A 24,563-nucleotide genomic window follows, 5' to 3' on the forward strand; every position below is an offset into this window, starting at 1 on the left:
CCGGCAAGGCCTTGCGGTCGAGTTTGCCGTTGGCGGTCAGCGGCAAGGTGTCGAGTCGCACGTAAGCCGCCGGGATCAGCGCTTGCGGCAACCGGGTTTGCAGATGATTGCGCAGAGCTTCGATATCAGTCGGCGCTCGCTCGGTGAACCACACCAGCAATTGCCCGTCGCGCACCAGCGCTACTGCGTCCTGCACTGCCGGATGGCTGGCCAGCGCCGCTTCGATTTCCCCCAGTTCAACCCGCACGCCGCGCAGTTTCACCTGATCGTCGTTGCGGCCCAGGTACTCGATGTTGCCGTCCACCAGCCAGCGCGCAAGGTCGCCGGTGCGGTACATGCGCCCTTCGTTGAACGGATCATTCAGGAAGCGTTCGGCAGTCAGATCGGGACGGTTCAGGTAACCCCGTGCGACACCGGCGCCGGCGACGTACAACTCCCCCGTCACACCTACTGGCACGGGGCGTTGCTGCTCATCCAGCAAATAGACCTTGGCGTTGGCAATCGGCCGGCCGATGTGCAGCGTTTGCCCGACGTCTACAGGGCCGGAGGTGGCGACCACCGTGGCTTCAGTCGGGCCATAGTTGTTGATCACCGCAAAGCTCTGCTCACGATTGAACTGCCGCAGCTTGTCGCCACCAATCAGCAAGGTACGCAGGGTCGGATGTTGCAGTTCGCGGCTGAACGCATATTCGGCTACCGGTGTCGGCAGGAAACTCACCTGCAACGGCTGCGCCCGCCACCAGTCGAGCAGTTCGTCCAGGTGCTCATTGCTCACCGTTTCCGGCGGCAGGTGCAACGTCGCGCCGACGCACAACGCCGGCCAGACTTCCCAGGCCATCGCATCAAAACCGAAACCGGCCACGCTGGCGGTGTGGCTGCCCGCGTGCAGGTCGAAGGCTTCGGCGTGCCAGTGCACAAGATTTTCCAGGGTCGCGTGTTCGACCATCACGCCCTTCGGCTGGCCGGTGGAGCCGGAGGTGTAGATCACGTAGGCCAGATGTGCCGGGGTCAGGTCCGGCAACTGTGGATTGCTGTCCGGCAGATGCTGCCAGGCGTCGCTGTCAAGATTGATCACCGGCACGGCACCCAGCAGGTCGCGAGTAGCCGTCTGTGCCAGCACCGCCACCGGATCGCTATCCTGCAAAAGGTAAGCGATCCGTTCTGCCGGATGTGCCGGATCGACCGGAACATAACCGGCGCCAGCCTTGAGGATCGCCAGCAGCCCGATCAGCATCTGCGGACCACGCTGCACACAGAGCGCGACGCGGTCGTCCGGTTGCACACCGAGGCCGATCAGATGATGGGCCAGGCGGTTGGCGCGGCGGTTCAAGCCGTCGTAGCTCAGGCTTTGCCCGCCCTGCACCACTGCCACAGCGTCGGGTTGGCTCGCCGCTCGCGCTTCAAACAATTGGTGCACCACATGGCCGTGGGCAAAGTCGCGACCGGTGACATTGAAACCGACCAGCACGCGTTGGCGTTCGGCCGCCGACAGAATCGACACCTGATTCATTGGCGCATGGCGATCCTGTTCCAGCGCGCTCAGCAAATTGTGCAATGCCGTTTGCAGGTAGTCGCAGACCCGCATGCCATCCACTTCGGGCACTGCCTGCACAGCAAGCCGGAAGCCCTGTCCAAGGTCATCGACGCTGACCACCAGCGGATAGTTGCTGCGCTCACGAGAATCGAGAATCCGGATGCCTTCCCATCCCGGCGTCGCCGTCTGCTGCGCGTTGTGGCGATAGTTGAGCAGGGTATTGAACAGCGGTTCCGATCCCGTCACGCCACTGCAACGTTGAGCCAGTATCAGCGGCGCTTGCTCATGCACCAGCAGCTGCGCCAGACGCTCGTGGGTCGCCCTGACACCCGCCTCCACCGCCGTGGCCCCGACATGGACCCGCAGCGGCAGGGTGTTGATGAACATGCCCAACGAACGATCGGCGCCCTCTCCCCCCTGCATGCGCCCCAGCAGCACCGTACCGAATACCACCTCCTCGCGCCCGCAGACCTGGGCAAGTACCTGACCCCAGGCCTGATGCACCAGACTCGCAACACTGATGCCCAGCGTGCGGGCCTGTTTGCGCAGGCGTGTGGCAAGACGCTCATCCAGTGCCAGCTTGCTGTCCACGATGTTTGTGCCATCGCCGAGTACGTCTCGCAGGCCGAACGCCAGGGTCGGTTCGACGATGTCGCCGAGCATCTCGCGAAAGAACGCTTCATGTGCCTCGGCATTCGAACCGAGACGGGCCTGAGCGACATAGTTGCGGTATTGCACGGGGGGCGGCAGCGCGCCGACTTGCCCGTCAAGTGCGTCGCTCATCTCGGCCACCAACACCTCGAGCGCGGTGTGATCGAGCACGATGTGGTGCAACAGCAGGATTCCGACCCAGCGGTTTTGCAAAGGGTCTTCGGTGTAGGCGAAGCGCATCAACGGCGCACGCTGCAAGTCCAGGCGATAGTGTCGCGGATCGAAGCGCGCCTGCATTTGCTGCAACACATCACCGTCCTGCGGATCGGCATCCACCCGTTCCAGTGCCAGCGGCGCCGCACGCCAAACTACTTGCACCGGCTCCTCAAGGTTTTCCCTGACCACACTGGTACGCAGGATGTCATGCCGAGCGATGACGCTGTTCAACGCGCGAACGAACGCCTTGATCTGCGCCAGTCCGTCGAAGGCGAACTGCGCTTGCAGCACGTACGGGTCACCGTCGGCAATGGCCAGATGGTGATAGAGGATTCCCGACTGCAACGGTGCCAGGGCGTAGATGTCCTGCACGTTGTCGATACCGCCCTCGACGGTCTCGACGATACGGTCGATGGCCGCTTGATCCAGCGTGGCCAGCGGCAGCATGTCCGGGGTGATGCGGGTGCAACCGGGTTCGATGCGATTGGCCGGCACGCTGACCGTGGCGTCCCCTCCCAGCGTCGCCGCGAGTGCCGCCACGCTCGGCTGGCCGAACAGCACGCGGACGTCGCACTGCATGTCCTGCTGGCGCATGCGCTCGATCAGCTTCACCGCCAGCAGCGAATGACCGCCCAGCTCGAAGAAATTGTCATGTCTGCCCACCCGGTCCAATCCGAGCAAGGTCTGCCAGATTACAGCGATGCGGGTTTCGATTTCGCCAAGCGGTGCTTCAAACGCCCGCCGGGCGAAGGCTTCGTTGTCTGGCTGCGGCAACGCCCGGCGATCGAGTTTGCCGTTGGCCGTCAGCGGGAAGGCATCGAGGCGCACGAACGCGCCCGGCACCATATGCTCGGCCAGCGATGCCAGCAGGTGATCGCGCAATTGCGCAACGCTCGGTTCGACACCTTCGGCGGCCAGCCAGTAGGCCACCAGACGCGTGTCGCCGGGGCTGTCCTCGCGGGCGATCACCAGCGCATCGCGCACGCCGTCGCAGGCTGCAAGACGTGCCTGAATCTCGCCAAGTTCGATACGGAAACCACGGATTTTCACTTGGTCATCGTTGCGTCCCAGGTATTCGAGTTCGCCCTCCACCGTCCAGCGTGCCAGATCACCGGTCTTGTACAAACGCGCTTGGGCATGCCCACTGAACGGGTCGGCAATGAAGCGCTCGGCGGTCAACGCCTCACGATTCAGGTAACCACGGGCAACCCCGGCGCCACCCACATACAACTCACCGGTCACCCCGGCTGGCACTGGCTCCCGCCGAGCATCGAGGACGTACAGCTGCAGGTCGGGAATGCGCACGCCGATCGGGCTGCTGGCGGTCAATTGTGCGTCTGCCGCCACCAACGGACGGTAGGTCACATGCACCGTGGTTTCGGTGATGCCGTACATGTTCACCAGCCGGGTGCCGGCGTTGCCGACCCGCGCATACCAGGGCTTGAGCGATCCCGGCTCCAGCGCCTCACCGCCAAAAATCACCTCGCGCAGCGAATGCTGCAACAGGCTGCGGCCCTGAGCGGCGACCAACTGCCGAAACGCGCTTGGCGTCTGGTTGAGTACAGTGACGCCCGAGCGGCAGAGCAACGCATAGCACTCGTCCGGCGAGCGGCTGATGTGGTGCGGCACCACCAGCAACTGTCCGCCGTACGCCAGCGCACCCCAGATTTCCCAGACCGAGAAATCAAAGGCAAACGAGTGAAACAACGCCCAGACGTCTTGCGCATTGAACCGGAACCAATCGTGGGTCGCGCCAAACAGGCGTGCCACGTTGCGGTGCTCGACCATCACCCCTTTGGGCAGCCCGGTGGAGCCGGATGTGTAGATTACGTAGGCCAGATGCGCCGGATTCAAGTCCGGGATCTGCGGGTTGAATTCAGGTTCGGTCTGCAAATCGTCGTTATCGAGGTCGATCTGCGGCACGGATAGCCCGGCAATCCGATCCAGAGTCGCTGCCTGCATCAGCACCGCCACCGGCGCACTGTCTTGCAGGGTGAAGGTGATGCGCTCCAGCGGATAAGCCGGATCGATCGGCACATAACCGGCACCCGCCTTGAGCACGGCGAGCAGGCCGACGATCATTTGCGGGCCGCGCTCGACGCAGATCGCTACCCGGTCATCCGGACGGATGCCAAGGGCGAGCAAACGATGGGCTACCTGGTTGGCCTGTCGGTTGAGTGCCTCATAACTGTAAGTCCTGCCCTCGAACAGCAACGCGACTGCCTCGGGCCGGGTGTGCGCATGCGCTTCGAATTGCTGATGGATCAACGGCGTGTCGGGAAACGTCGCCTTCGGTGAATTGACGCCATACAACCAGTGCTCACGCTCGGCGGGCGGCAGGATGTTGAGGCTGTGCAATGCGGCTTGCGGGTTGTTCTGCAGCGCATCGACAAGACTGCCCAGTGCCGTGCGCAGGTATCCGGCGATTCGGGAGGCGCCAAGCGTCGCGTCGGCCAGCACCGTGATGCGCAGGTCCTGACCGAGGTCATCGATGTTGACAGTCAGCGGGTAGTTGGTGCGCTCGCGGGCACCCAACACGTGCACCCCCGGCGACAGCTCGATCACCTCGGCGACTTCCTCCACGCTGCTGTGGCGGTAGTTGAGCATGGCGCTGAACAGCGGCGTCGGCACCGCAACGGCGCTGCAACGCTGGGCCAGTGCCAGGGACGCCTGCTCATGGGCGAGCAGCGCGGTCAGGCGTCGGTGCGTCGCCAGCACGCCGTCATGAACGCTCGACCCGCCGACATCCACCCGCAAAGGCAGCGTATTGATGAACATCCCCAATGCTTGCTCGACACCGTCAGCCGCATTCATCCGTCCCAGCAGAACGGTGCCGAACACCACCGCCGAGCGCCCGCACAACTGCCCCAGCACGCGTGCCATGGCCAGGTGCATCAGGCTCGCCACGCTCACGCCTGATTGTCGCGCCTGGGTACGCAAGCGCTGGCTCAGATCGCTGTCGAGCATGCACGAGACTTCCTCGATGCCCTGACCGTCACCTTGTACATCATGCAAGCCACCCGGCAGCGTCGGCTCGTCGATGTCGCCGAGCATCTCGCGAAAAAATGCCTGGTGCGCTTGCTCATCCGACCCCAGACGTGCCCTCGCCAGGTGGTCGCGAAACGGCACCGCCCTCGCGACTTCGGCATCGCGGCCTGACAGGTAAGCCTGAATTTCCCGGCGTACCACATCGAGCGCGACGTGATCCATGATCATGTGATGGAACAGCAACAATGCGACCACCCGGTCGTTGACCGGATCCTCGGCGAACACCAGCCGCAGCAACGGGGCCTGTTGCAGGTCGAGGCGAAAGTACTGCGGGTCGTGGCGTGCCAGCAATTGCGCGAGTACGTCCTCGCGATCATTCAGATCGACTTCCTCACTGACCAGCGGGGCTTCGCGCCAGACCACCTGCACGGGATCGTCCAGATGCTCCCAGAGGATGGCGGTGCGCAAAATGTCATGGCGCCCGATCACCCGACGCAGCGCGTCGGTGAATGTATCCAGCCGTCCGCGACTGTCGAACGTGAACCGCGCCTGCGACACGTAGGGATCCCCCTCCGGCGCGGAGAGATGGTGATAAAGCAGCCCCTCCTGCAACGGCGCCAGCGGATAGATGTCCTGCACATTCGCCACACCGCCCGGCACGGTGGCGACGATGCGGTCGATGGCCAGCTGATCCAGTTGCACCAGCGGCAACATGTCCGGGGTGATGCGCAGCGCCGGGCTCGACCAGTCGCCGCCGTGGCTCGCCACCAGCTCCAGCAACTGCGCCTTGTGCTTGGCGAGGCTGTCCCACAACGCGTCGTCCAGCGCGTCGTCGTTGCCCAGAATGACCAGGTCTTCATCGTCCTGTTGAAGGCGGATCGCATGGGTGGAAATAACAGCCATCAGCTCGCGAAATTGCATGGGGGTAACCTGCTGTAAATTCGGGAAAAAGGAGCGCGCAGTGGTGAGTCCGTGCGGCCGCGCGCAGCCCGGAAAAGCTAAAACATCGGGGCTTGGGTGTCTGACATGGGAAGCAGGGACAAGCCCCGTGACCGGACAGTCATGGCGTCGATTCACGGGAACCGCGAGTCGACGCCGATGTCGCCTCAGAGCCGACGTTTGCGATTGAGCGTCGGTATGGTGGTTTGCGGGACTTCCACCTGTTTGGCCCGATCCGAAGTCTGCGCCGCCAGCGCGGCCAGAGTCGGCTGGCTGAACAGCGTCCGCGCATCGACGTGCAGCCCGGCCTGACGCATGCGCGCCACCAGACTGACCGCCAGCAACGAATGCCCGCCGAGTTCGAAGAAGTGGTCGTTGCGCCCGACCTGCTCCAGTTGCAACACCTCGGCCCAGATCTGCGCCAGCCGGATTTCGACTTCGCCCTCGGGCGCCTCGTAGCGGCGACTGAGCACCGCCTCTGCCCCCGGTGCCGGCAAAGCCTTGCGGTCGACCTTGTCGTTCGGGGTCAGGGGCAATGCGTCGATCTTCACGTAAGCACCCGGCGCCATGTACTCCGGCAAGCGCTCAAGCACGTGTGAGCGCAAGGTTTCGATGGGAGGCGCGTCGAAGCCTTCGCGCACGGTGAAATACGCCACCAGTCGCTCGTCACGCACCAGCACCACCGCTTCACGCACCGCCGGGTGCTCGATCAGCCGCGCTTCGATTTCCCCCGGTTCCAGACGCAAGCCGCGCAGCTTGATCTGGAAGTCGTTGCGGCCGAGGAATTCAAGGTTGCCGTCCGCCCGGTAGCGCACCAGATCGCCGGTGCGGTACAAGCGATCACCGGCCACGAACGGGCTGTCGATGAAGCGCTCGGCCTGCATGTCCGGCAACCCCAGATAACCCCGCGCGACCCCGACCCCGCCGATGTGCAAATGTCCGCTCACACCGAACGGCACCGGTTGATCGTGGGCATCCAGCACGTAGAGTCGGGTGTTGCTCAAGGCCTTACCGATTGGCACCACGGCTTCCGGCACCGGTTGATCCGGTTCCAGCGTCCAGCCGGTGCTGTCGACCGTGGTTTCGGTCGGGCCATAGACGTTGTGCAGACGTACCCACGGCAGGCGCTCGCGGACACGCCGGGCCAGTGCGGCGGTCAGTTCACCGCCACCGTTGAGCACGTCAGTCAGGCTGGTGCACTGGCTGACATCGTCCTGTTCGATGAACTGTTGCAGCAACGCCGGCACGAACTTGACCACGGTGATCTGCCGTTCACGAATCACCTGAGTCACATAGGCCGAATCGCGGTTGCCGTCGGGACGCGCCAGCACCAGCCGCAGGCCGGAACACAGCGGCCAGAAAATCTCCCACACCGAACTGTCGAAGCTGAACGGGGCCTTCTGCAACAGCGCGCCATGTTCGGTCGGCGGACTGATCTGCGAGCCCCAGTGCACCATGTTGCAGGCGCTTCGGTGCTCGATCATCACGCCTTTCGGCGTACCGGTGGAGCCCGAGGTGTAGATCATGTAGGCCAGGTTCGCAGCGCTCAGACCCGGTATTTTCAGGTTGTCGGCGGACGCGTGCTGCCAGGTGCAACGGTCGAAATCGATGACCGGCACACCCGGCTCGCCCAACAGATTGCGGGTGGTCTCGTGTACCAGCACCGCCACCGGGGCGCTGTCCTGCAGCATGTAATGCAGGCGATCCAGCGGATAGTCGGGATCCAGCGGCACGTAAGCACCGCCGGCCTTGAGAATGCCGAGCAGGCCGACTATCAGATCCGGGCTGCGCTCGACACAGATCGCCACCCGCGAATCGGGCTGCACGCCGTGCTCGCGTAGATGATGCGCCAGACGGTTGGCCTGTTCGTTCAGCTGGCGATAGGTCAGTTGTTGCTCGCCAGCCTGCAATGCGATGGCGTCGGGTCTGCGCTGTACTTGTCGTTCGAACAACATCTGAAGCGGCTGATCGAGCGGGCAATCGACTTCGCTGGCATTGAACTCGACCAGCAGTTGCTCAAGCTCCGCCGCCGGCAGGATCGGCAAGCGATTCAGCGGCTGTTGCGGAGTTTGCTCCAGCGCATCCACCAGCGTCTGCAACGCGGTTTGCACGTAGTCGCCGATTCGCTGCGCACCGATGCTCATCAGGGTTCGCGTGGTGATCTGCAAAGCGCTGCCCAGATCATCGACGCTCAGGGTCAGCGGGTAGTTGGTGCGCTCTTCGTTCTCCAGGGTCTGAATGCCTTGCCAGGCTGGGTCCGACGCCGCTTCCTGCGCCTCAAGTTCGGTGTGCCGATAGTTGAGCAACGCACTGAACAGCGGCGCCGGTGACGCAACGCCGCTGCAACGCTGGGCCAGCGCCAGTGACGCATGTTCGTGCCCAAGCAAATCGGTCAGTCGGGCGTGGGTGAGCAGCACCGCATCGCGCACGCCACGGTTCATGTCCACCCGCAATGGCAAGGTGTTGATGAACACGCCCAGCGCCCGGTCCGCGCCCTCGCCGCCTTGCATCCGGCCCATAAAAACGCTGCCAAACACCACGTGCTCCTGCCCCGAGGTCGCCGCCAGCACCTGGGCCCAGGCCAGGTGAATCAGGCTGGCCACGCTGACGCCGGCCTGCCGCGCCTGAACACGCAAACGCCGATCCAGTTCAGGCGCAAGCGTGCGTACGGCTTCATCGATGCCGCGCCCGTCGCCCTGCACGTCCTGCAATCCGAACGGCAATGTCGGCTCGTCGATGTCGGCGAGCATCTCGCGGAAGAACGCTTCATGTTCCTGCTCACTGACACCGAGCCGGGTCTGGGCCACGTAATTGCGATACGGCACCGCTGGCGGCAAGGGCTCACTCAGCCCAAGCAAGTTGGCGCGCATTTCATGGCGCAGGACTTCCAGCGCGATGTGATCCAGCGCCAGGTGATGGAACAACAGAATCGCCACGATCCGCCCGTGGGCCGGATCGCGCGCATACATCAGCCGGATCAGCGGCGCCTGACTGACGTCGATGCGATAGCGACGAGCATCGAAACGCGCGTGTAGTTGCGCGAGGACATCGCCCTCGGCCGGATCGAAGGTAATTTCCTGCACCGGCAGTTCGGCTTCGCGCCAGACCACCTGCACCGCAGTGGTCAAACCTTCCCAGACCACCGCAGTGCGCAGGATGTCGTGGCGCGCCATGACCTGACGCAACGCGCCCGCATAGGCCTCGACCCGCTCGACGCTGTCGAACGCCAGCTGCGATTGCAGCAGGTACGGATCGCCCTGCGCGGCAGTGATGTGGTGATAAAGAATGCCTTCCTGCAACGGCGCCAACGGATAAATATCCTGCACGTTGGCCGCCCCGCCCGGCACCGTGGCGATGATCCGGTCGAGGGTGGCCTGATCCAGTTCAACCAACGGCAACAGGTCCGGTGTGATCCGCGTGCAACCTTGCGGAATGCGGTTGGCCGGCACTTCGACCTCGCGGCCAGTGCCCACCGATGCGGCCAGTGCCGCCAGGGTCGGCTGGCCGAACAGCACGCGCACATCGCTGCTCATGCCGAGTTGGCGCATGCGTTCGATCAGGTTGACCGCCAGCAACGAGTGCCCGCCCAGCTCGAAGAAGTGATCGTGACGCCCGACCTTTTCGACTTGCAGCACCTCAGCCCAGATCTGCGCCAGCAGTATTTCGACGTCGCCTTGCGGGGCTTCATATTCGCGGCGGATCAACGCCTCCGGCCCCGGCGCCGGCAACGCCTGACGATCCAGTTTGCCGTTGGCCGTCAGCGGCAGCGCCGTCAGGCGCACGTAGGCCGATGGCAGCATCGCGCTGGGCAGACGGGTCTTGAGGTGAGCATGCAGCTGCGTGATATCCAGCGGCTGGCGTTCGGTGAACCAGGCCAGCAATTGCCCGTCGCGCACCTGCACCACCGCATCGCGCACGGATTCATGGCTGCTCAAAGCGGCTTCGATCTCACCGGGCTCGATGCGCACGCCACGGATCTTCACCTGATCGTCGTTGCGGCCCAGGTATTCGATAGTGCCGTCAGGGCGCCAGCGTGCGAGGTCGCCGGTACGATACATCCGCGCATTGGGCTGGCGGCTGAAAGGATCGTCGAGAAAGCGTTCGGCGGTCAGCTCCGGCCGGTTGAAGTAACCCCGCGCCACCCCGGCGCCACCGACGTACAGCTCACCGGCCACGCCAATCGGCACCGGGCGTTGTCGGTCATCCAGCAAATAGGCCGTGGCATTGCTCACGGGTTTGCCGATGTGCAGCGCCCGGCCCGGTTCGATTCGGCCCGAGGTCGCGACCACCGTCGCTTCGGTCGGGCCGTAGTTGTTGATCACCGCGAACGTCTGCTGGTGATTGAACTGGCGCAGTCGATCACCGCCGATCAGCAGTGTGCGCAGGGTCGGGTGTTCGAGGTGACGGCTGAAGGCGTACTCGGCAATCGGGGTCGGCAGAAAACTCACGTCCAGCGGTTGCGCACGCCACCAGTCGAGCAGCGCGTCGATGTCTTCGCCGCCGTCACGGGACGGCGCAAGGTGCAGGGTCGCGCCGGCACACAGCGCGGGCCAGACTTCCCAGGCCATGGCGTCGAAGCCGAAGCCGGCGAGACTTGAAGTGTGGCAACCGGCGCTCAGGTCGAAGGCCGTGCAATGCCAGTCGACCAGGTTCGATAACGTGTGATGCTCGACCATCACGCCCTTGGGCTGGCCGGTGGAGCCGGAGGTGTAGATCACGTAGGCCAGATGTGCAGTGGTCAGACCCGAAGCATCAGGGTTGAGATCGTTGATCGGCCAGGCACGCGAATCGATTTCAATCACCGGCACGTCGAGCACCGGCAAACGTTCGCGCAGATCGCGTTGGGTCAGGACCACGACCGGAGCACTGTCGCGCAATAAATAGCTCAGCCGTTCCGCAGGATGAGCCGGATCGACCGGTACATAACCGGCGCCGGACTTGAGAATCGCCAGCAGCGCGACCAGCGTGTCCAGCCCACGGCGGGCGACCAGCGCCACGCGGTCATCGGGTCGCACGCCGAGCCCGATCAAATGATGGGCCAGGGCGTTGGCCTGTCGGTTCAGCTCGGCATAGGTCAGCCGTTGTCCTCGGGATTCAGCCGCTACCGCATCCGGTCGTGCCGCCGCTTGCGTTTCGATGCGCTGGTGAATGGTCAGGTTTTGAGGGTATTGCGCGCGTGTGTCGTTCCACTGCTGCAAGAGCGCCGATTCGGTCGGCAGGCTCAGGCTGAAATCACCCACCATCAGCGCCGGGTCTTCAAGCCCCTGCTCCAGCACCCACAGCAAGCGCCCGCTCAGCGCCGCGATTTCTTCGGCGTCAAAGTAGGCCTCGTTGTACACCATGTACAAACTGTCCTCGTAGTCACCACGGCTGCTCAGCAGGTGCACCGACAACGGCGTGCCCTCTGCGTGGTTCGACACTTTGACCACCCGCCCCTGCGCCTCGCCGTAGCGGTATTCATGCGCATCGCGCTCATAGGACACGGTCACTTCGAACAACTGCGAGCGATCCTCGCGCAGCAAGCCGAGGGCACGGTTCATTTCGCTCAAGGGAAAACGCTGGTGGCGAAAGTCTTTTTTCAACTCGTCGTGAATCGCCTTGACCAGCGTCTTGAATGACAACTCGCGGCCAAACCCCATGCGCACCGCGCTGACCTGGGTGAACAGCCCCAGGGTCGATTTGAACCGGGCGCCGGAGCGGTTGAGCAGCGGCACGCCCACCACCCATTCGTCACGCTGGGCGCTGCGGCTGAAATACACATGGATCGCTGCCAGCAACACATGAAACGCCGACGCGCCGTACTCTCGGGCCACCTGCTTCATGCGCTCGTGCAAGCGAGCCGGAAAGACTTGCGAGAAAATCCGGGTCGGTGCCGCAGCGCTGGCAAAGCGTTCCTGATAGCGCGGCAACAACAGCGGCTCGGGCCGATGTTGGTATTTGTCCAGCCAATACGCCCGGTCACGGGCGTAACGGTCGGACTGAAAATACCGCGCATCGTCACGGATGAAATCGACATAGGACGGCGCCGAATCGGGCGGCAATTGCCCGAGCGCCAGCGCGTTGTAGATCTCGTCGAGGGATTTGAGCATCTCGCCGAAACCCCAGCCATCGACGATCAGGTGATGGGCCTGGAGTGACAGCCAATGGCAGTCGTCATCGAGCCAGAGCAGACGAAACCGGAACAACGGCCCGCCGTCCAGCGTAAACAGCTGCTCGATGTTTTCCTGCGTCAGTTGGCGCGCTGCGGCGTATGGATCGGGATGGCTGCGTAAATCGTGCACCGGCATCGGCACCGGCATGGACCTGGCAAAACGCTGCAACGGCAGCCCATCATCGCCGGCCCCCGGCAGCAGGCTGGTGCGCATCGCGTCATGCCGGGCCACGAGACCTTCAAGCGCCGCCTGCATCAGCGCCGGATCCAGCGACCTGGTCAGTTCGACATAGCCACCGATGTTGTACATCGGCGAATTCCCCTGACGCAGTTGGTCGAGCCAGATGTCACGCTGCGCAGCGGTCAACGGGAAGGCCTCGGAGATCGCGGACAGACCGTCCGCCGCATCGGCAGCAAATTGGTTCATAAGATCCATCTCACGTGATTTGGCGCGTATTCAAGCATCGGCCCCGAAATCCGCGTGACACGAAAAACCCGGACAACACTCCCCACTTTGTACAGTTGTGCGAGCCAACAGGGCCTGAGAAGTCAGCGATTTCCCTAAAAGTTCGGAAAGAAATGACTGAAAATCCTGTAGGACAATCGCCACACTTGCGTGGCCGCTAGCGTCCCGCACTGAAGGGTGCGGCGGTCCGATCCCCGGATTTCGGGGTTCGTACTAGACCGTACAGTCACGGACTACGCGACCTTGCACATTCACCTGACAGAAACGTGACGCCATTTTTTCGGAAATAGTGGCACTTTGTGTCCCTGTTTTCCCCTACAGACGTAGGACAAATGCATAGGCTTAAATCCCGCTCCAGACGATTTCAAGGAGAAAAGACTGGGTGGGCGCTTCAGGGGTGCATGCACGGCAGACGATTCGGCAATGGCTCTAAATCAGGGATGACAAGGATATGAATCTGACCGGCAGTCTTCGCAACATGGAAAATCCGCACTTTTATTGGCAGCTGGGGGAGTTGATCGCCAGCACCGGCAACGAGCGTTTTGCCACGAACATGTTCCAGTTGGTCGACAACCTCGTACCCGTCAATCGCGTCCATCTCAGTGAATGGACCCTGGATGAACGGGACTCAAGCGTGGTCGAGATCAAGGCGTTGGGCAGTGCCGGTTTGCCGGACACCTTTCCGCCCCCGGATCCGTTGCAGCACCCGGACGACCACCCGTTGCTGCAACAGATGATCGAGATGAACGACTCGCTACTGATTCAACTGAAAGCCTCGCTCCAGCATCGACACCCGCACCACAGCGTCCACCAATGCAATCTGGTGTCTCGCACGTCCAATCGCCGTTGCGTCATTTCGTTCTACCGTCCCCACACGCATCGGGTGTTTTCCCTGCCGGAGCTGTCGTTTCTCAAGCGCCTGTCCGACACCCTGTTGCCCTTGATCGAGCGCCACGCGCACATCAGTCGACAAGCCATCGCCCGCCAACCCCGCGCGCCACAAGCCGATCAACCCCAGACGCCGTTGCAACAGGTGTTCGACGAACGCCTGGCGTTGGGCGACATCACATTGTCGGTGCGCGAGAAAGAAGTCTGCCTGGGTCTGCTGACCGGCGGCACCGTGCCGCAGATGGCGGAAAAGCTGCGAGTCAAGAACAGCTCGATCGAGACCTACCTCAAGCGCGCGGCCGCCAAGCTTGGGGTCAGCGGGCGACACGGTCTGGCGAAATGGATGGCCGGGGCCTGATCCGGCGTTTTTCTCATCACGGGCGCCCGGCGTCCGCTCTCATTCGTGAACGAGGCTGTTTGATGTTCAGATTGCCGATTTCCCTGCTGTCCGCTGCGCTGCTGCTGGGCGGTTGCTCACTGATTCCCGATTACCAGCGACCGGCATCGCCGAGCGCTGCGCAGTATCCGCAAGGTCCGGCGTATGCCGCGCAATCCCCGGTCACGCCCCGGGTGGAAGACTGGCGCGCGCTGTTCAATGACCCGGCGTTGCAGCAATTGATTGAAAGCGCGCTGGTCAACAATCGCGATCTGCGGGTAGCTGCCCTGAATGTCGAGGCGTTTCAGGCGCAATACCGCATCCAGCGCGCCGACCTGCTGCCGGCGGTGTCGGCCAACGCCAACGAGCTGCGTCAGCGGCTGCCGTCCAGCGTGACTCGCACCCAAGCGGCAATCACCTCGACCTACTCGGTGAATCTGGGCATCAGCGCCTATGAACTGGACTTCTTCGGCCGGGTGCGCAGCCTCAGCGAGCAGGCGCTGCTGACCTGGCTGTCCACCGAAGAGGCCCGGCGCAGTGCGCAATTGAGTCTGGTGGCCAACGTCGCCAACGCGTACCTGACCTGGCGCGCCGATCAGGAGTTGTTGGCGCTGGCTCGGGAAACGTTGGCCGCCGACGAGCGCAGCCTGCACCTGACCACTCGTAACCGCGAGGCCGGCAAGTCCTCGGCGCTGGATCAGATTCAGGCGCAGACCAGTGTCGACAGCACCCGCGCGAGCCTGGCCCGTTATCAGCGCCAAGTCGCCCAGGACTTGAACAGCCTGACGCTGCTGGTGGGCGCGCCGGTGCCCGAGCACCTGCCAGCGCGTCCGCTGGACAGTGATCTGGTGGCAACCGTGCCGGCCGGGTTGCCGTCGGATTTGTTGCAACGCCGGCCGGACATTCTCCAGGCCGAATACAAGCTGCGTGCCGCCAATGCAAACATCGGCGCGGCGCGGGCGGCGTTTTTCCCGAGTGTCAGCCTGACCGCCAATGCCGGGACGTCCAGCCGTGATCTGTCCGGGCTGTTCAAGGGCGGCTCCGGGGCCTGGACGTTCCAGCCGCAGATCAACCTTCCGATCTTCAATGCCGGCAGTCTGCGCGCCAGCCTGGATTACGCGAAGCTGCAAAAAGACATCACCATCGCCGAGTACGAAAAGACCATTCAGACGGCATTCCAGGAAGTGTCCGACGGCCTCGCGGCGCGCCAGACCTACGAACAGCAACTCCAGGCCCAGCGCGACCTGGTGCAGGCGACCCAGGATTATTACGACATGGCGCAGCACCGTTACCGGAGCGGCGTCGACAGTAGCCTGACGTTCCTCGATGCCCAGCGTTCGCTGTTCAGTTCCCAGGAAGGACTGATTACCGATCGGTTGGCGCAACTGGTCGCGCAAGTGAACCTGTACACCGCGCTGGGTGGTGGCTGGAGCCCGGTCGAGCCGCTTCCACCATCGCCTTGAGTCATTTTTTCTTACACCTTTTGTCGCCTGTTCCGACATTGACAGGTGATCAAAAACCGACCTGCCGGATCATTTTGGTATCATGCGCCGCTTTTACGGTTAACCCCCCCGCCTGTCCTGCCGACCGGCGGGCTCCAAAGGGCGGTATGAAATGACGGCTTTGTTGACTCGCCGCAAGGTGCTTGCGGGAATGGGCGTACTCGGTCTCGGCCTGCTCGCCGGCTGCGACACCCGCGGCGAACTGTCGTACAAGTACGGCAAGGATCTGAGCGACAAGATCCTCGGACGCACCTTCAAGCTCAAGGACACCGAAGGCAACACCGTGACGCTGTCGAGCTTTCGCGGCCTGATGCCGATGATCTTCTTCGGTTTCACCCAGTGCCCGGCGATTTGCCCGACGACGCTGGCCCGCGCCGCAAAAATCAAGAAGTTGATGGGCAAGGACGGTGACATCCTGCAAGTGGTGTTCATCACCCTTGACCCGGAACGCGATACCCCGGAAATCCTCGACGCCTACGTCAAGACCTTCGACCCGAGCTTCGTCGCGCTGTACGGCACCCTCGAAGAAACCAAGGCCACCGCCAAGGAATTCGACGTGTTCTACGAAAAAGTCCCGGCCGGCGACACCTATACCCTCTCCCACACCGCCACCAGTTATGTCTACGACACCCGGGGCAACTTGCGTGTGGGCCTGTCTCAATCGCTTTCTGCACAAGAGTGCACGGAAGATTTGCTTACCGTCATGGAGGTCTGCTGATGAACCCTTTTCTGAACCACATCAAACGTGCCGCACTGGGCCTGTCCCTGCTGGGCCTGGCTTTCCAGGTATCGGCGCAGACAAAGGTCGACGACGCCTGGGTGCGCGCGACCGTGCCAAACCAGTCGGCCAGCGGCGCGTTCATGACCGTCACCGCCGACAGCGACAGCAAGCTGCTCAGCGTTGCCTCGCCAGCGGCCAAGGACGTGCAGATTCATGAGATGACCATGAAGAACGACGTGATGAGCATGGGCCCGGTGAAATCGGTGGACCTGCCGGCGGGCAAAGCCGTCAACTTCGACCCGAATGGCTACCACGTAATGCTGATGGGCCTGACCGCTCAACTGAAGGAAGGCGACAGCGTGCCGCTGACCCTGACCGTGGAAAACGCCAAGGGCGAAAAGGAAACCGTTGAAGTGAAAGCGCCGGTCAAGGCGCTGACCATGGAAGGCCACGATCACAGCAAGATGCATTGATCGTCGACGGACAGATTTACGGCCTCAAAAAACAAAAGGGGCGGCATGATCGACGATCATGCCGCCCCTTTTGCATCTGGATATCAGACCAGTTTCAATTCGACCTCGATATTGTTGCGCGTGGCCTTGGAGTACGGGCACACCTGATGCGCCGCATCCACCAGCTGCTGCGCCGCGCCGCGCTCCATGCCCGGCAGGCTTACATTCAGTCGCGCCTGCAGGAGATACCCTCCCGAATTAGTGCCCAGGTCCACTTCGGCATCCACCGCGAGGTCCGCTGGCAGGCTGATTTTCTGCTGCCCCGCCACCGCTTTCATCGCGCCGATGAAACATGCCGACCAGCCTGCGGCGAACAATTGTTCCGGATTGGTCCCGCCGCCACTGGAACCGGGCGACGACAGTTTTACATCGAGGATCCCGTCGGAACTGCGCGATGCGCCGTCACGTCCGCCGGTGGTGTGGGTTTTCGCGGTGTAGAGGACTTTTTCGATCTGACTCATGGCGATCTCCTGAATGAAAAACAGCAGATTGTTCACTCGGCGCCTCCCGTCGCAGCCTTGAGGTGCGCCACCCGTTTCACACAGCCCTCTCACTATAGACACGGGTTTGTCGCTCACCCGGCGAACGGACGTGCGGACTGTTCAGAAAAGACGAGTGTTCAACTCCCCGCCCCGCCATGCGCCTCTTCAAAGAAATAATCCTTCCAGCTGTCCGCCTTGTTTTTCAGCACGCCCAGCTCCTGCAATTTCTCTGCATAGATAAAGGTGCGCTGCGGCACCACGGTGAAATCGATTTCCGGATCGGTGACGATTTTCTCCACCAGCGCCAGCGGCAGCTTTGACTGTTCAACCCGAATGTAAGCTTGAGCCGCCGCAGGCTTGTCGGCCTTGATGATTTTCTCCGCCTCGGCCAGCGCGTCGTAGAACGCCTTGTAGGTTTTCGGGTTTTCGTCGTGGAATTTTTCCGTGGTGTAGAGCACGTTGAACGTGGCCTGGCCGCCGAGCACGTCGTAGGAACTCAGCACTTTATGCACGTTAGGATTCTGCAGTGCCTGATACTGGAACGGTGGGCTGGAGAAATGCGCGTTGATTTCCGAGCCGCCAGCGATCAGTGCAGCCGTCGCATCCGGGTGCGGCAGGCTGACGGAGATGTCGTCGAATTTCTTGTATTGGTCATTGCCGAATTCCTTGGCCGTTTCGATCTGCAGCGTGCGTGACTGGAAGCCCACACCCGCCGCCGGTACGGCGATGCGATCCTTGTCGCTGAAGTCCTTGAGGGTTTTCACGTTCGGGTTATTGGTCAGCAGATAATTGGGCATCGAACCCAGCGAAGCGATGGCTTTGACGTTCTGCTTGCCCTTGGTGCGATCCCACACGGTAAGCATCGGCGGCACACCGGCCGAGACCACGTCCAGCGATCCGGTGAGCAGCGCTTCGTTCATGGCGGTGGCGCCGGAAATGCTGTTCCAGTCGACCTTGATGTCCAGGCCCTGGGCCTTGCCGTGCTTCTCGATCAAGTGCTGATCGCGCACCACATCCAGAATCAGATAACCGATGCCGAATTGCTGAGCGATGCTGATCTTGCCTTCGGCTTGAGCGGTGTTGCCGAGCAATGCGCCGGCCAGCGAGGCCGCCAGCAGCGTCAGTGCAGAACGTTTGAACGGTAGGGCCATGACAACCTCGCAGTGATTTCCAGGAAAATCTGTGAGGCCGGACTTTATCGCTATAAAAAACGAAATTTAAATACCGTTATCGCATATTGATATCACTGGAAAACCAGCTTCGAAAAACTGATGAACAGGCTGATGCCGACGTTCAAGGCGTACGCTGGTTGAACCGGGTTCTAAGACCGTCGGCGTTCAATGACAGGCGCTTCGCGGTTTCCACGAACGGGGTGACGGTCAGGCTGTACAGCGTCAGATAACGCGTGCGGTCCTGCTCGCCCGTGCCGAAGCGCAAGGCTTCGGGCTTTGAGGTGGTGACGTACAGCGTGCCGAACAGCCAGTCCCACAGTGACAGATTGATCGCGAAATTCTTGTTGAAATGGCGCGGTGCGTCGCTGTGATGAATCTGGTGCTGGGCCGGGCTGCTGAGCACATGCTCGACCGCCGGCCCGAACGACAGCCAGACATGGCTGTGCCGCAGATTGGAGCCCAGGCTGTTGATAATCAGCGCCAGCCAGGTCACGCCGAACAGCGTGTAGCGGCTGATCTCGCCGCCGCAGGCATACCAGACCGTCCCGGCAAACGCGCCGAGGCCGGCGGTGATGACGATTCTTTCAACGATCGATTCGGCAATGTGAATCCGGCTGGCGGTGGCCGGCACCAGCACCGGCGCCGAATGATGAACCTTGTGAAATTCCCACAGATAGCGGGAATGGAAAGCGCGGTGAATCCAGTAATGCAGAAAATCCCTGAACAGGAACACGCCCAGTCCGTAGAACAACGCGATCAACGGGTGTTCCGGCACTTGCTCGCGCGCGCCCCACAACTGAGTGAAAAACTGTGCGTAGTCGCCCGAACGCAGAATATGCGGGTCGACGAGGCCGACCACGGGCAACACCAGCGTCACCCGAAGAATCGCCTTGATGAAGTAATAACGGTAATCCAGCCAGGCCGAACGATGCCCGTGAACACGACCGCCGCCGACAAATTGCCAGAAGGATCGGGCTTGCGTCAGGTGCCGGGATTTTCGGTGGCGATAAAGGCCGTATGCCACGCCGTAGGATGTGAGCAGAAACACCACACCGAGGCGGCCGTTCAAATCGAACAGGCCAAGGAACCGTTCGGTGACCGGATCGATCACCCAGCGGCTGAGCTGCGCGTGAAGTTGCGCGAGTAAATCCACGACGAACGACTCCATCAGAAGTCGCGCATTGTAAATCGCACTGGTTCGCAAATGCAGCAGGAACGGATCAAAGGCCGGTTAAACAGCCTGAAACAATAAAACCGCCGCCTCGCTTAAGCCGCAAAACCGCCAGGACAGTCGCCGATCAAGGCCCCAGCTCATCCGGTTGGCTGAGAGTGCCTCCCGGGACCGGATCACCCAGCCGTTTAAAAAGGCGATCAGACAGCCCACCCTTGGTATCATCGCCCACACTTTTATGACGGTTTAATGGCTGGAAGGTCTTTTTTGTGAGCGCTCTTTTTCAACGGCTGCGGCGCCTGGATGCCCGCCTTCTTTCTCTGGTTTTCCTGGTACTGATCGTGCCGGTGTGCCTTCGCGCGGCGCTCGGCTGGTCGAGCCTGTTCGGTTATCTGTCGGATCTGTCCATCGGCAGTCTGCTGGTGGTGCTGTTGCATCGTCGTCCCTGGTGGCTGGCGCTACCGGTGCTGCTGTTCTGGGGATTGCTGGCGGTGGCGACCGCGGAACTGGTCAGCGCGGTCGGGCGCCTGCCGACCGTGGCAGACCTGCATTACCTGATCGACCCGCAGTTCGTGGAGAACTCCACCGGCGGCGGCTTCGCCCACCCCGGTGTGGCGGTTGCGCTGCTGGTGGCTTTGACCCTGTGGTTGCTGAGTCACTGGACTCGACGCGCGACAAAGTTCCCCGCTCTGCCCCGCGCAGCCTGGGCGACGCCGGTACTGCTGTTCTCCGCGTACTGGGGCGCGCAGCACTTAAACCCGAGCGATGCCGACCCGTGGCGTCTGTACAACCTGCCGCACCAACTGCTCGCCGCGCAGGTCGCCGACGTGCAGATGCAGGCCGAAGAATGGCTGGACGGCGACACCCAGGTCGCGCCCCCACCGATGGCCGGGCTCACCGATGTCGATCTGAACGGTCACTCGTTGCTGGCAGCCAAGGGCCAGGCGCGCAACGTGCTGATCGTCGCCCTCGAAGGCATTCCGGGCGCCTACATCGGCGCCAATCGCCAAGCTATCGGCAGCCATTATCAGGAAGACCTGATGCCCAACCTCAGCCGCTGGGCCGAGCGCGGCATGAACACTCCGGATTACGTGCTGCACACCCATCAGACCATTCGCGGTCTGTACGCCATGCTCTGCGGCGATTACGACAAGCTCGACAACGGCACGCCCAAAGGCGTGGAAATGCTGACCCAGCACGAGCGCAATCAGGCGTGCCTGCCGGCCCAGTTGCGTCAGCACGGTTTTGCCACTCACTACCTGCAAGGCGCAGGGCTGCGGTTCATGGCCAAAGACAAGATCATGCCGCACATCGGGTTCGATGCGACCCATGGCCTGGAATGGTTCACCAACGCCAACTACCTGGAGTTCCCGTGGGGCAAGGATGACAAGGCGTTCTTTGAAGGCGCGCTGAAATACGTCGGCGAACTGAAGAAGCAGAAACAGCCGTGGATGCTCACGCTGCTGACCGTCGGCACCCACCAGCCCTACTCCGCGCCGGAGGATTACCTGCAACGCTACGACACGCCCAAGCAGGCCGCCGTCGGTTATCTGGACGATGCACTGGAACAGTTTCTCAGCGGCCTCGAACGCCAGGGCGTGCTGAAAGACACGCTGGTGGTGATCACTTCGGACGAGTCCCACGGCATCGACGGCGTACGCCTCGCGTCGTCCTGGGGCTTCAACCTGACCCTCGCGCCGGAGCAGGCGCAACTGCCGCGCCTGAACGCCGGGGTCTACGGTCACGTCGATCTGAGCGCGTCGATTCTGGATTACTTCGATTTTCCGGTGCCTTCCGCCCTCAGCGGGCGCTCGTTGTTTCGCGATTACGATTCGGGCCGCGAAATCATGTCGTTCACCAACGGCAAGCTGCGCTATCACGACGGTCGCGGCCTGCTGACTGAATGCGACATGCCGCGCCGTTGCCGCAATTACGCCAGCGAAGGGTTCATCGCCGAAAGCGCCACGTTCAAGGGCAATGCCAGCGGCCAGAATGCCCGGGACATCGCTGCCCGCGCCTCGGCCCTGGACCTGTCGCTGCTGCGCACCCCGCTGAACCAGCGCTATCAGTTCGGCAGCGCCAACGTCATCCCGCTGCAAGCGCAGATCAAGGACGACTGGGCAGACAACCTGATCGGCGCGCAATACCTGGAAATGCCCAAGGGCTCCCACACCCGCGTGCGCCTGACCGTGCGTTCGGTCGATCCGCAGCAGGCGGCGTATATTCAGCTCAAGGCCAAGGAGTTCGAACAGGACGTGCAACTGGGCCTGCCGACCGAGATGGTCGCCACGGCGGATCAGCCGCTGGAGATGGATTTCAGTTTCGACAACCCGCAACCGCGCAAGGCGTTTTCGTTTCACTTGTTGGGGTATGGGCTGGGCGCCGTGGAAGTCAGTGATTTCAGCGTGATCACCGAACTGCCGGGGCAACAGGATCTGCTGGACGAGATCCCGGAAGAAGACACCGCTCAATCGAGTTGAGGTCGACGCCAGCGTCGCAACGACGCTGGCGCCCGTCCGGTGTGAACGATCAGAAGGTGGTACGCAGTCCGACCTGAATGCTGCGCCCTTCTGCCGGTGCAATATCGCGCAGGATCGAGCTGGCGTAACGCACGGTCTGGTTGGTCAGGTTCTCGGCATTGACGAAGGCCAGCCATTTGCTCTGGCCAACATCAAAGTGATAACCCACATTAGCCCCCAGCGTGGTGTAGCCGTCGGTGCTGCTTTCGTTGTCCGGCACCCGGTGCTGGGAACTGGCGTGTTCCACATCGATCCGTGCCTCCCAGCGATCCAGCTCCCACAACAGACCGGTGTTCAACCGCAGTGGTGCGATGCGCGGCAGGTCCTGGCCGTTGTCGAGGTTCTTGGCGCGGGTGTAGTCGCCCGACAGCTCCAGCGCAAACTTGCCGTAGGCATTTTCGCCAAGGGTCCAGCGATCCTGCGCTTCGATACCGCTGAAGCGCGCCCGCACGCCGGAGTAGGTGTATTCGGGGATGCCGTCGGCGTCCTCCTCCCCTTCGTCATTCAGCGTGCGTCCGGTGCTGAGCAAGCCGATGTAATTAGAGAAGTGGCTATAGAACACGCCCACGCTGCCCTTGTGCGTACCGTTGTCAAAACGCAGGGCCAGGTCGCTGGAGACGGCTTTCTCTTTCGACAGCCCCGCATCCCCGACTTCATAAGTGCCGGTGGCGACGTGGGCGCCGTTGGCGTAAAGCTCATAGAACGTCGGCGCGCGTTCGGTGTAGCCCAGCGTGGCGGCGACCGACCAGACCGGCGTCAGCGTGTACACCGCGCCGGATGACAGGCTGCCGGCGGTGAAGCTGCTGGAGCGATCGGCATTGGCGAAACGCTCGTTGCCTTTGGCGTCCGGGTCGACCGTGGTGTGTTCAAGGCGTCCGCCGAGGGTGAACAGCAGGCGATCCGTGGCTTGCAGCTCTTCGAGAATGAACAGTGCACCGGCATCGGTATCGGTGTGCGGCACGAAGGCTTCTTCGCCCAGCGCCGAGAATTCGTTGCGACTGACCTGCGCACCAATCACCCCGTTGAACGGCCCCAACGGCTGATGCCGGGCCTCGACCCGCGCCTCGTAGCCCTTGTTCTTGAACGTGGTGCCGACCTCGCCGCCCTCGATTTCGCGGTGCTGGTAATCGGTGTAGCCGGCGTCGAACTTCACCGAGCTGAACGGGCCGTCGAGGTTGCGAATTTCCGAGGCAAACGCGTAGTGCTCCTGCTCCATGCGGATGCGCACGTCGTCTTCGGCCGGCGAGCCGTAGTTCGAATCGTAATTGCTGTACGACAGCCCCGCGTAACCGTCATCCCAGGTGTACGACCCGCCCACCGCACCGCCGTCCTGACGACCATCGCTGTTGGCCAGCCGATGCTTCTTCGAATCGCCATCGTCGTTCGCCCGCTCACGACTGGTCTTGGCGTAGCCGGGGATTTTCAGGTCATTGAATTCGCGGGCGCTGGCGTCCAGGTGCAAGGCGAACTGGCCGTTGCCGGCTTCGAGCTTACCGGCGCTGCTGCGGGTGGTGTCGGCGCCGCCGTAGCGCAACTCGCCGGCACCGTGAATGCCGTCGATGGCTTCGGTCGGGATGCGGTTGTCGAAGGTGTTGACCACCCCGCCGATGGCGCTGCCGCCGTACAGCAAGGCCGCCGGGCCACGGACGATTTCGATGCGCTCGACGTTGACCGGATCCAGCGGCACCGCGTGATCGTAGGACAGCGACGAGGCGTCCAGCGCGCCGACGCCGTTGCGCAGGATGCGAATGCGATCGCCGTCCTGCCCACGAATGATCGGGCGACTGGCACCCGGGCCAAAGTAGGACGACGACACGCCCGGCTGCCTGTTCAGGGTTTCGCCGAGGCTGCCCTTTTGTTGCAGCGTCAGGCTGTCGCCGCTCAACACGGTCGAGGGCGAAGCCAGGGTCTGACTGCCCAGCGGATTGCCGGTGATGACTTGCGGTTGCAGTTCCAGCGGGTCGGCGGCGAATGCGGGCAAAGCGATCAGCAGCGCCGAGGCCATGAGCGTCAGGCGAGGTTGGAAGGTGTGGAAACGGGAAGGCATTTCAGAGATCCGTCAGGCAGAAAAGTGAGGATCAATGCCGGCGCTACAGAGGGTGTATTACTGGCATCGATCAGATGAAATCATTTTTATGTTATACAATAACATTTCCAATGGCCATCACGTTTCTTCCCCACAATTGCAAACCATCGCTCAAGCACGGGCATTTCAGCGCCCTGCCCGGCCCACGCTCCCGGCTCGTCGCGTAAGAGACTGCGCCTATCACGCTCC

At 62.4% G+C, this 24,563-nt stretch carries 11 protein-coding genes; 5 read left to right on the forward strand and 6 right to left on the reverse strand.

From position 1 onward, the window contains the following. Together EIY71_RS19925 and EIY71_RS19930 are read right to left on the reverse strand one after the other, a co-directional pair. On the reverse strand, positions 1-6,310 hold a 6,310-nt coding region (locus tag EIY71_RS19925), incomplete at its 3' end, for a non-ribosomal peptide synthetase (RefSeq protein ID WP_134022826.1). 185 nt (positions 6,311-6,495) lie between these two features. Beyond that, a complete protein-coding gene (locus EIY71_RS19930; RefSeq protein WP_134022828.1) occupies positions 6,496-12,906 on the reverse strand; it encodes a non-ribosomal peptide synthetase in 6,411 nt (2,136 codons plus the stop codon). A 490-nt stretch (positions 12,907-13,396) separates the two neighbouring features. On the opposite strand from EIY71_RS19930, the gene EIY71_RS19935 reads away from it, so the two are divergent. The 4 genes from EIY71_RS19935 (at position 13,397) to EIY71_RS19950 (ending at position 16,905) form a co-directional block, all read left to right on the forward strand. Beyond that, positions 13,397-14,191 (forward strand): helix-turn-helix transcriptional regulator, encoded by a 795-nt coding sequence (locus EIY71_RS19935; protein ID WP_085748383.1) that lies wholly within the window; start codon positions 13,397-13,399, stop codon positions 14,189-14,191. Between the two features lie 62 nt (positions 14,192-14,253). After that, complete coding sequence (locus EIY71_RS19940) at positions 14,254-15,672, forward strand: efflux transporter outer membrane subunit (protein ID WP_134022830.1); 1,419 nt, start codon at positions 14,254-14,256, stop codon at positions 15,670-15,672. A gap of 151 nt (positions 15,673-15,823) precedes the next feature. Next, positions 15,824-16,429 (forward strand): SCO family protein, encoded by a 606-nt coding sequence (locus tag EIY71_RS19945; RefSeq protein WP_085748385.1) that lies wholly within the window; start codon positions 15,824-15,826, stop codon positions 16,427-16,429. After that, complete coding sequence (locus EIY71_RS19950) at positions 16,429-16,905, forward strand: copper chaperone PCu(A)C (RefSeq protein ID WP_134022832.1); 477 nt, start codon at positions 16,429-16,431, stop codon at positions 16,903-16,905. The genes EIY71_RS19945 and EIY71_RS19950 overlap by 1 nt, the downstream gene beginning before the upstream one ends. A gap of 83 nt (positions 16,906-16,988) precedes the next feature. Here the strand turns inward: EIY71_RS19950 and EIY71_RS19955 are convergent, their stop codons facing one another. From EIY71_RS19955 to EIY71_RS19965, 3 genes are all read right to left on the reverse strand, one after another. Next, a complete protein-coding gene (locus EIY71_RS19955) occupies positions 16,989-17,405 on the reverse strand; it encodes an organic hydroperoxide resistance protein (protein ID WP_007956881.1) in 417 nt (138 codons plus the stop codon). 158 nt (positions 17,406-17,563) lie between these two features. Then, the gene (locus EIY71_RS19960; protein WP_134022834.1) at positions 17,564-18,577 is read right to left on the reverse strand and encodes an ABC transporter substrate-binding protein; all 1,014 of its coding nucleotides are present in this window, start codon (positions 18,575-18,577) and stop codon (positions 17,564-17,566) included. Between the two features lie 142 nt (positions 18,578-18,719). Beyond that, the gene (locus EIY71_RS19965; RefSeq protein WP_085748415.1) at positions 18,720-19,751 is read right to left on the reverse strand and encodes a sterol desaturase family protein; all 1,032 of its coding nucleotides are present in this window, start codon (positions 19,749-19,751) and stop codon (positions 18,720-18,722) included. A gap of 287 nt (positions 19,752-20,038) precedes the next feature. Here EIY71_RS19965 and EIY71_RS19970 point away from each other — a divergent pair, with 287 nt between their 5' ends. Further along, on the forward strand, positions 20,039-22,249 hold the full coding sequence (locus tag EIY71_RS19970; protein ID WP_134022836.1) for an LTA synthase family protein: 2,211 nt from the start codon (positions 20,039-20,041) through the stop codon (positions 22,247-22,249). Between the two features lie 49 nt (positions 22,250-22,298). Here EIY71_RS19970 and EIY71_RS19975 read toward each other — a convergent pair whose 3' ends face one another. Next, entirely contained in the window at positions 22,299-24,335 is a 2,037-nt protein-coding gene (locus EIY71_RS19975) for a TonB-dependent receptor (protein ID WP_134022838.1), read from the reverse strand. Positions 24,336-24,563 lie beyond the last annotated feature (228 nt).

Origin of the sequence: Pseudomonas sp. CH235, assembly GCF_004368175.1 — a bacterium.
Classification (GTDB): domain Bacteria; phylum Pseudomonadota; class Gammaproteobacteria; order Pseudomonadales; family Pseudomonadaceae; genus Aquipseudomonas; species Aquipseudomonas paraglycinae.

Bases quoted from the DNA above. Each gene is read 5' to 3' on its own strand.
- EIY71_RS19930 (WP_134022828.1), bottom strand. From the start codon at position 12,906: ATGAACCAATTTGCTGCCGATGCGGCGGACGGTCTGTCCGCGATCTCC.
- EIY71_RS19935 (WP_085748383.1), top strand. From the start codon at position 13,397: ATGAATCTGACCGGCAGTCTTCGCAACATGGAAAATCCGCACTTTTAT.
- EIY71_RS19940 (WP_134022830.1), top strand. From the start codon at position 14,254: ATGTTCAGATTGCCGATTTCCCTGCTGTCCGCTGCGCTGCTGCTGGGC.
- EIY71_RS19945 (WP_085748385.1), top strand. From the start codon at position 15,824: ATGACGGCTTTGTTGACTCGCCGCAAGGTGCTTGCGGGAATGGGCGTA.
- EIY71_RS19950 (WP_134022832.1), top strand. From the start codon at position 16,429: ATGAACCCTTTTCTGAACCACATCAAACGTGCCGCACTGGGCCTGTCC.
- EIY71_RS19955 (WP_007956881.1), bottom strand. From the start codon at position 17,405: ATGAGTCAGATCGAAAAAGTCCTCTACACCGCGAAAACCCACACCACC.
- EIY71_RS19960 (WP_134022834.1), bottom strand. From the start codon at position 18,577: ATGGCCCTACCGTTCAAACGTTCTGCACTGACGCTGCTGGCGGCCTCG.
- EIY71_RS19975 (WP_134022838.1), bottom strand. From the start codon at position 24,335: ATGCCTTCCCGTTTCCACACCTTCCAACCTCGCCTGACGCTCATGGCC.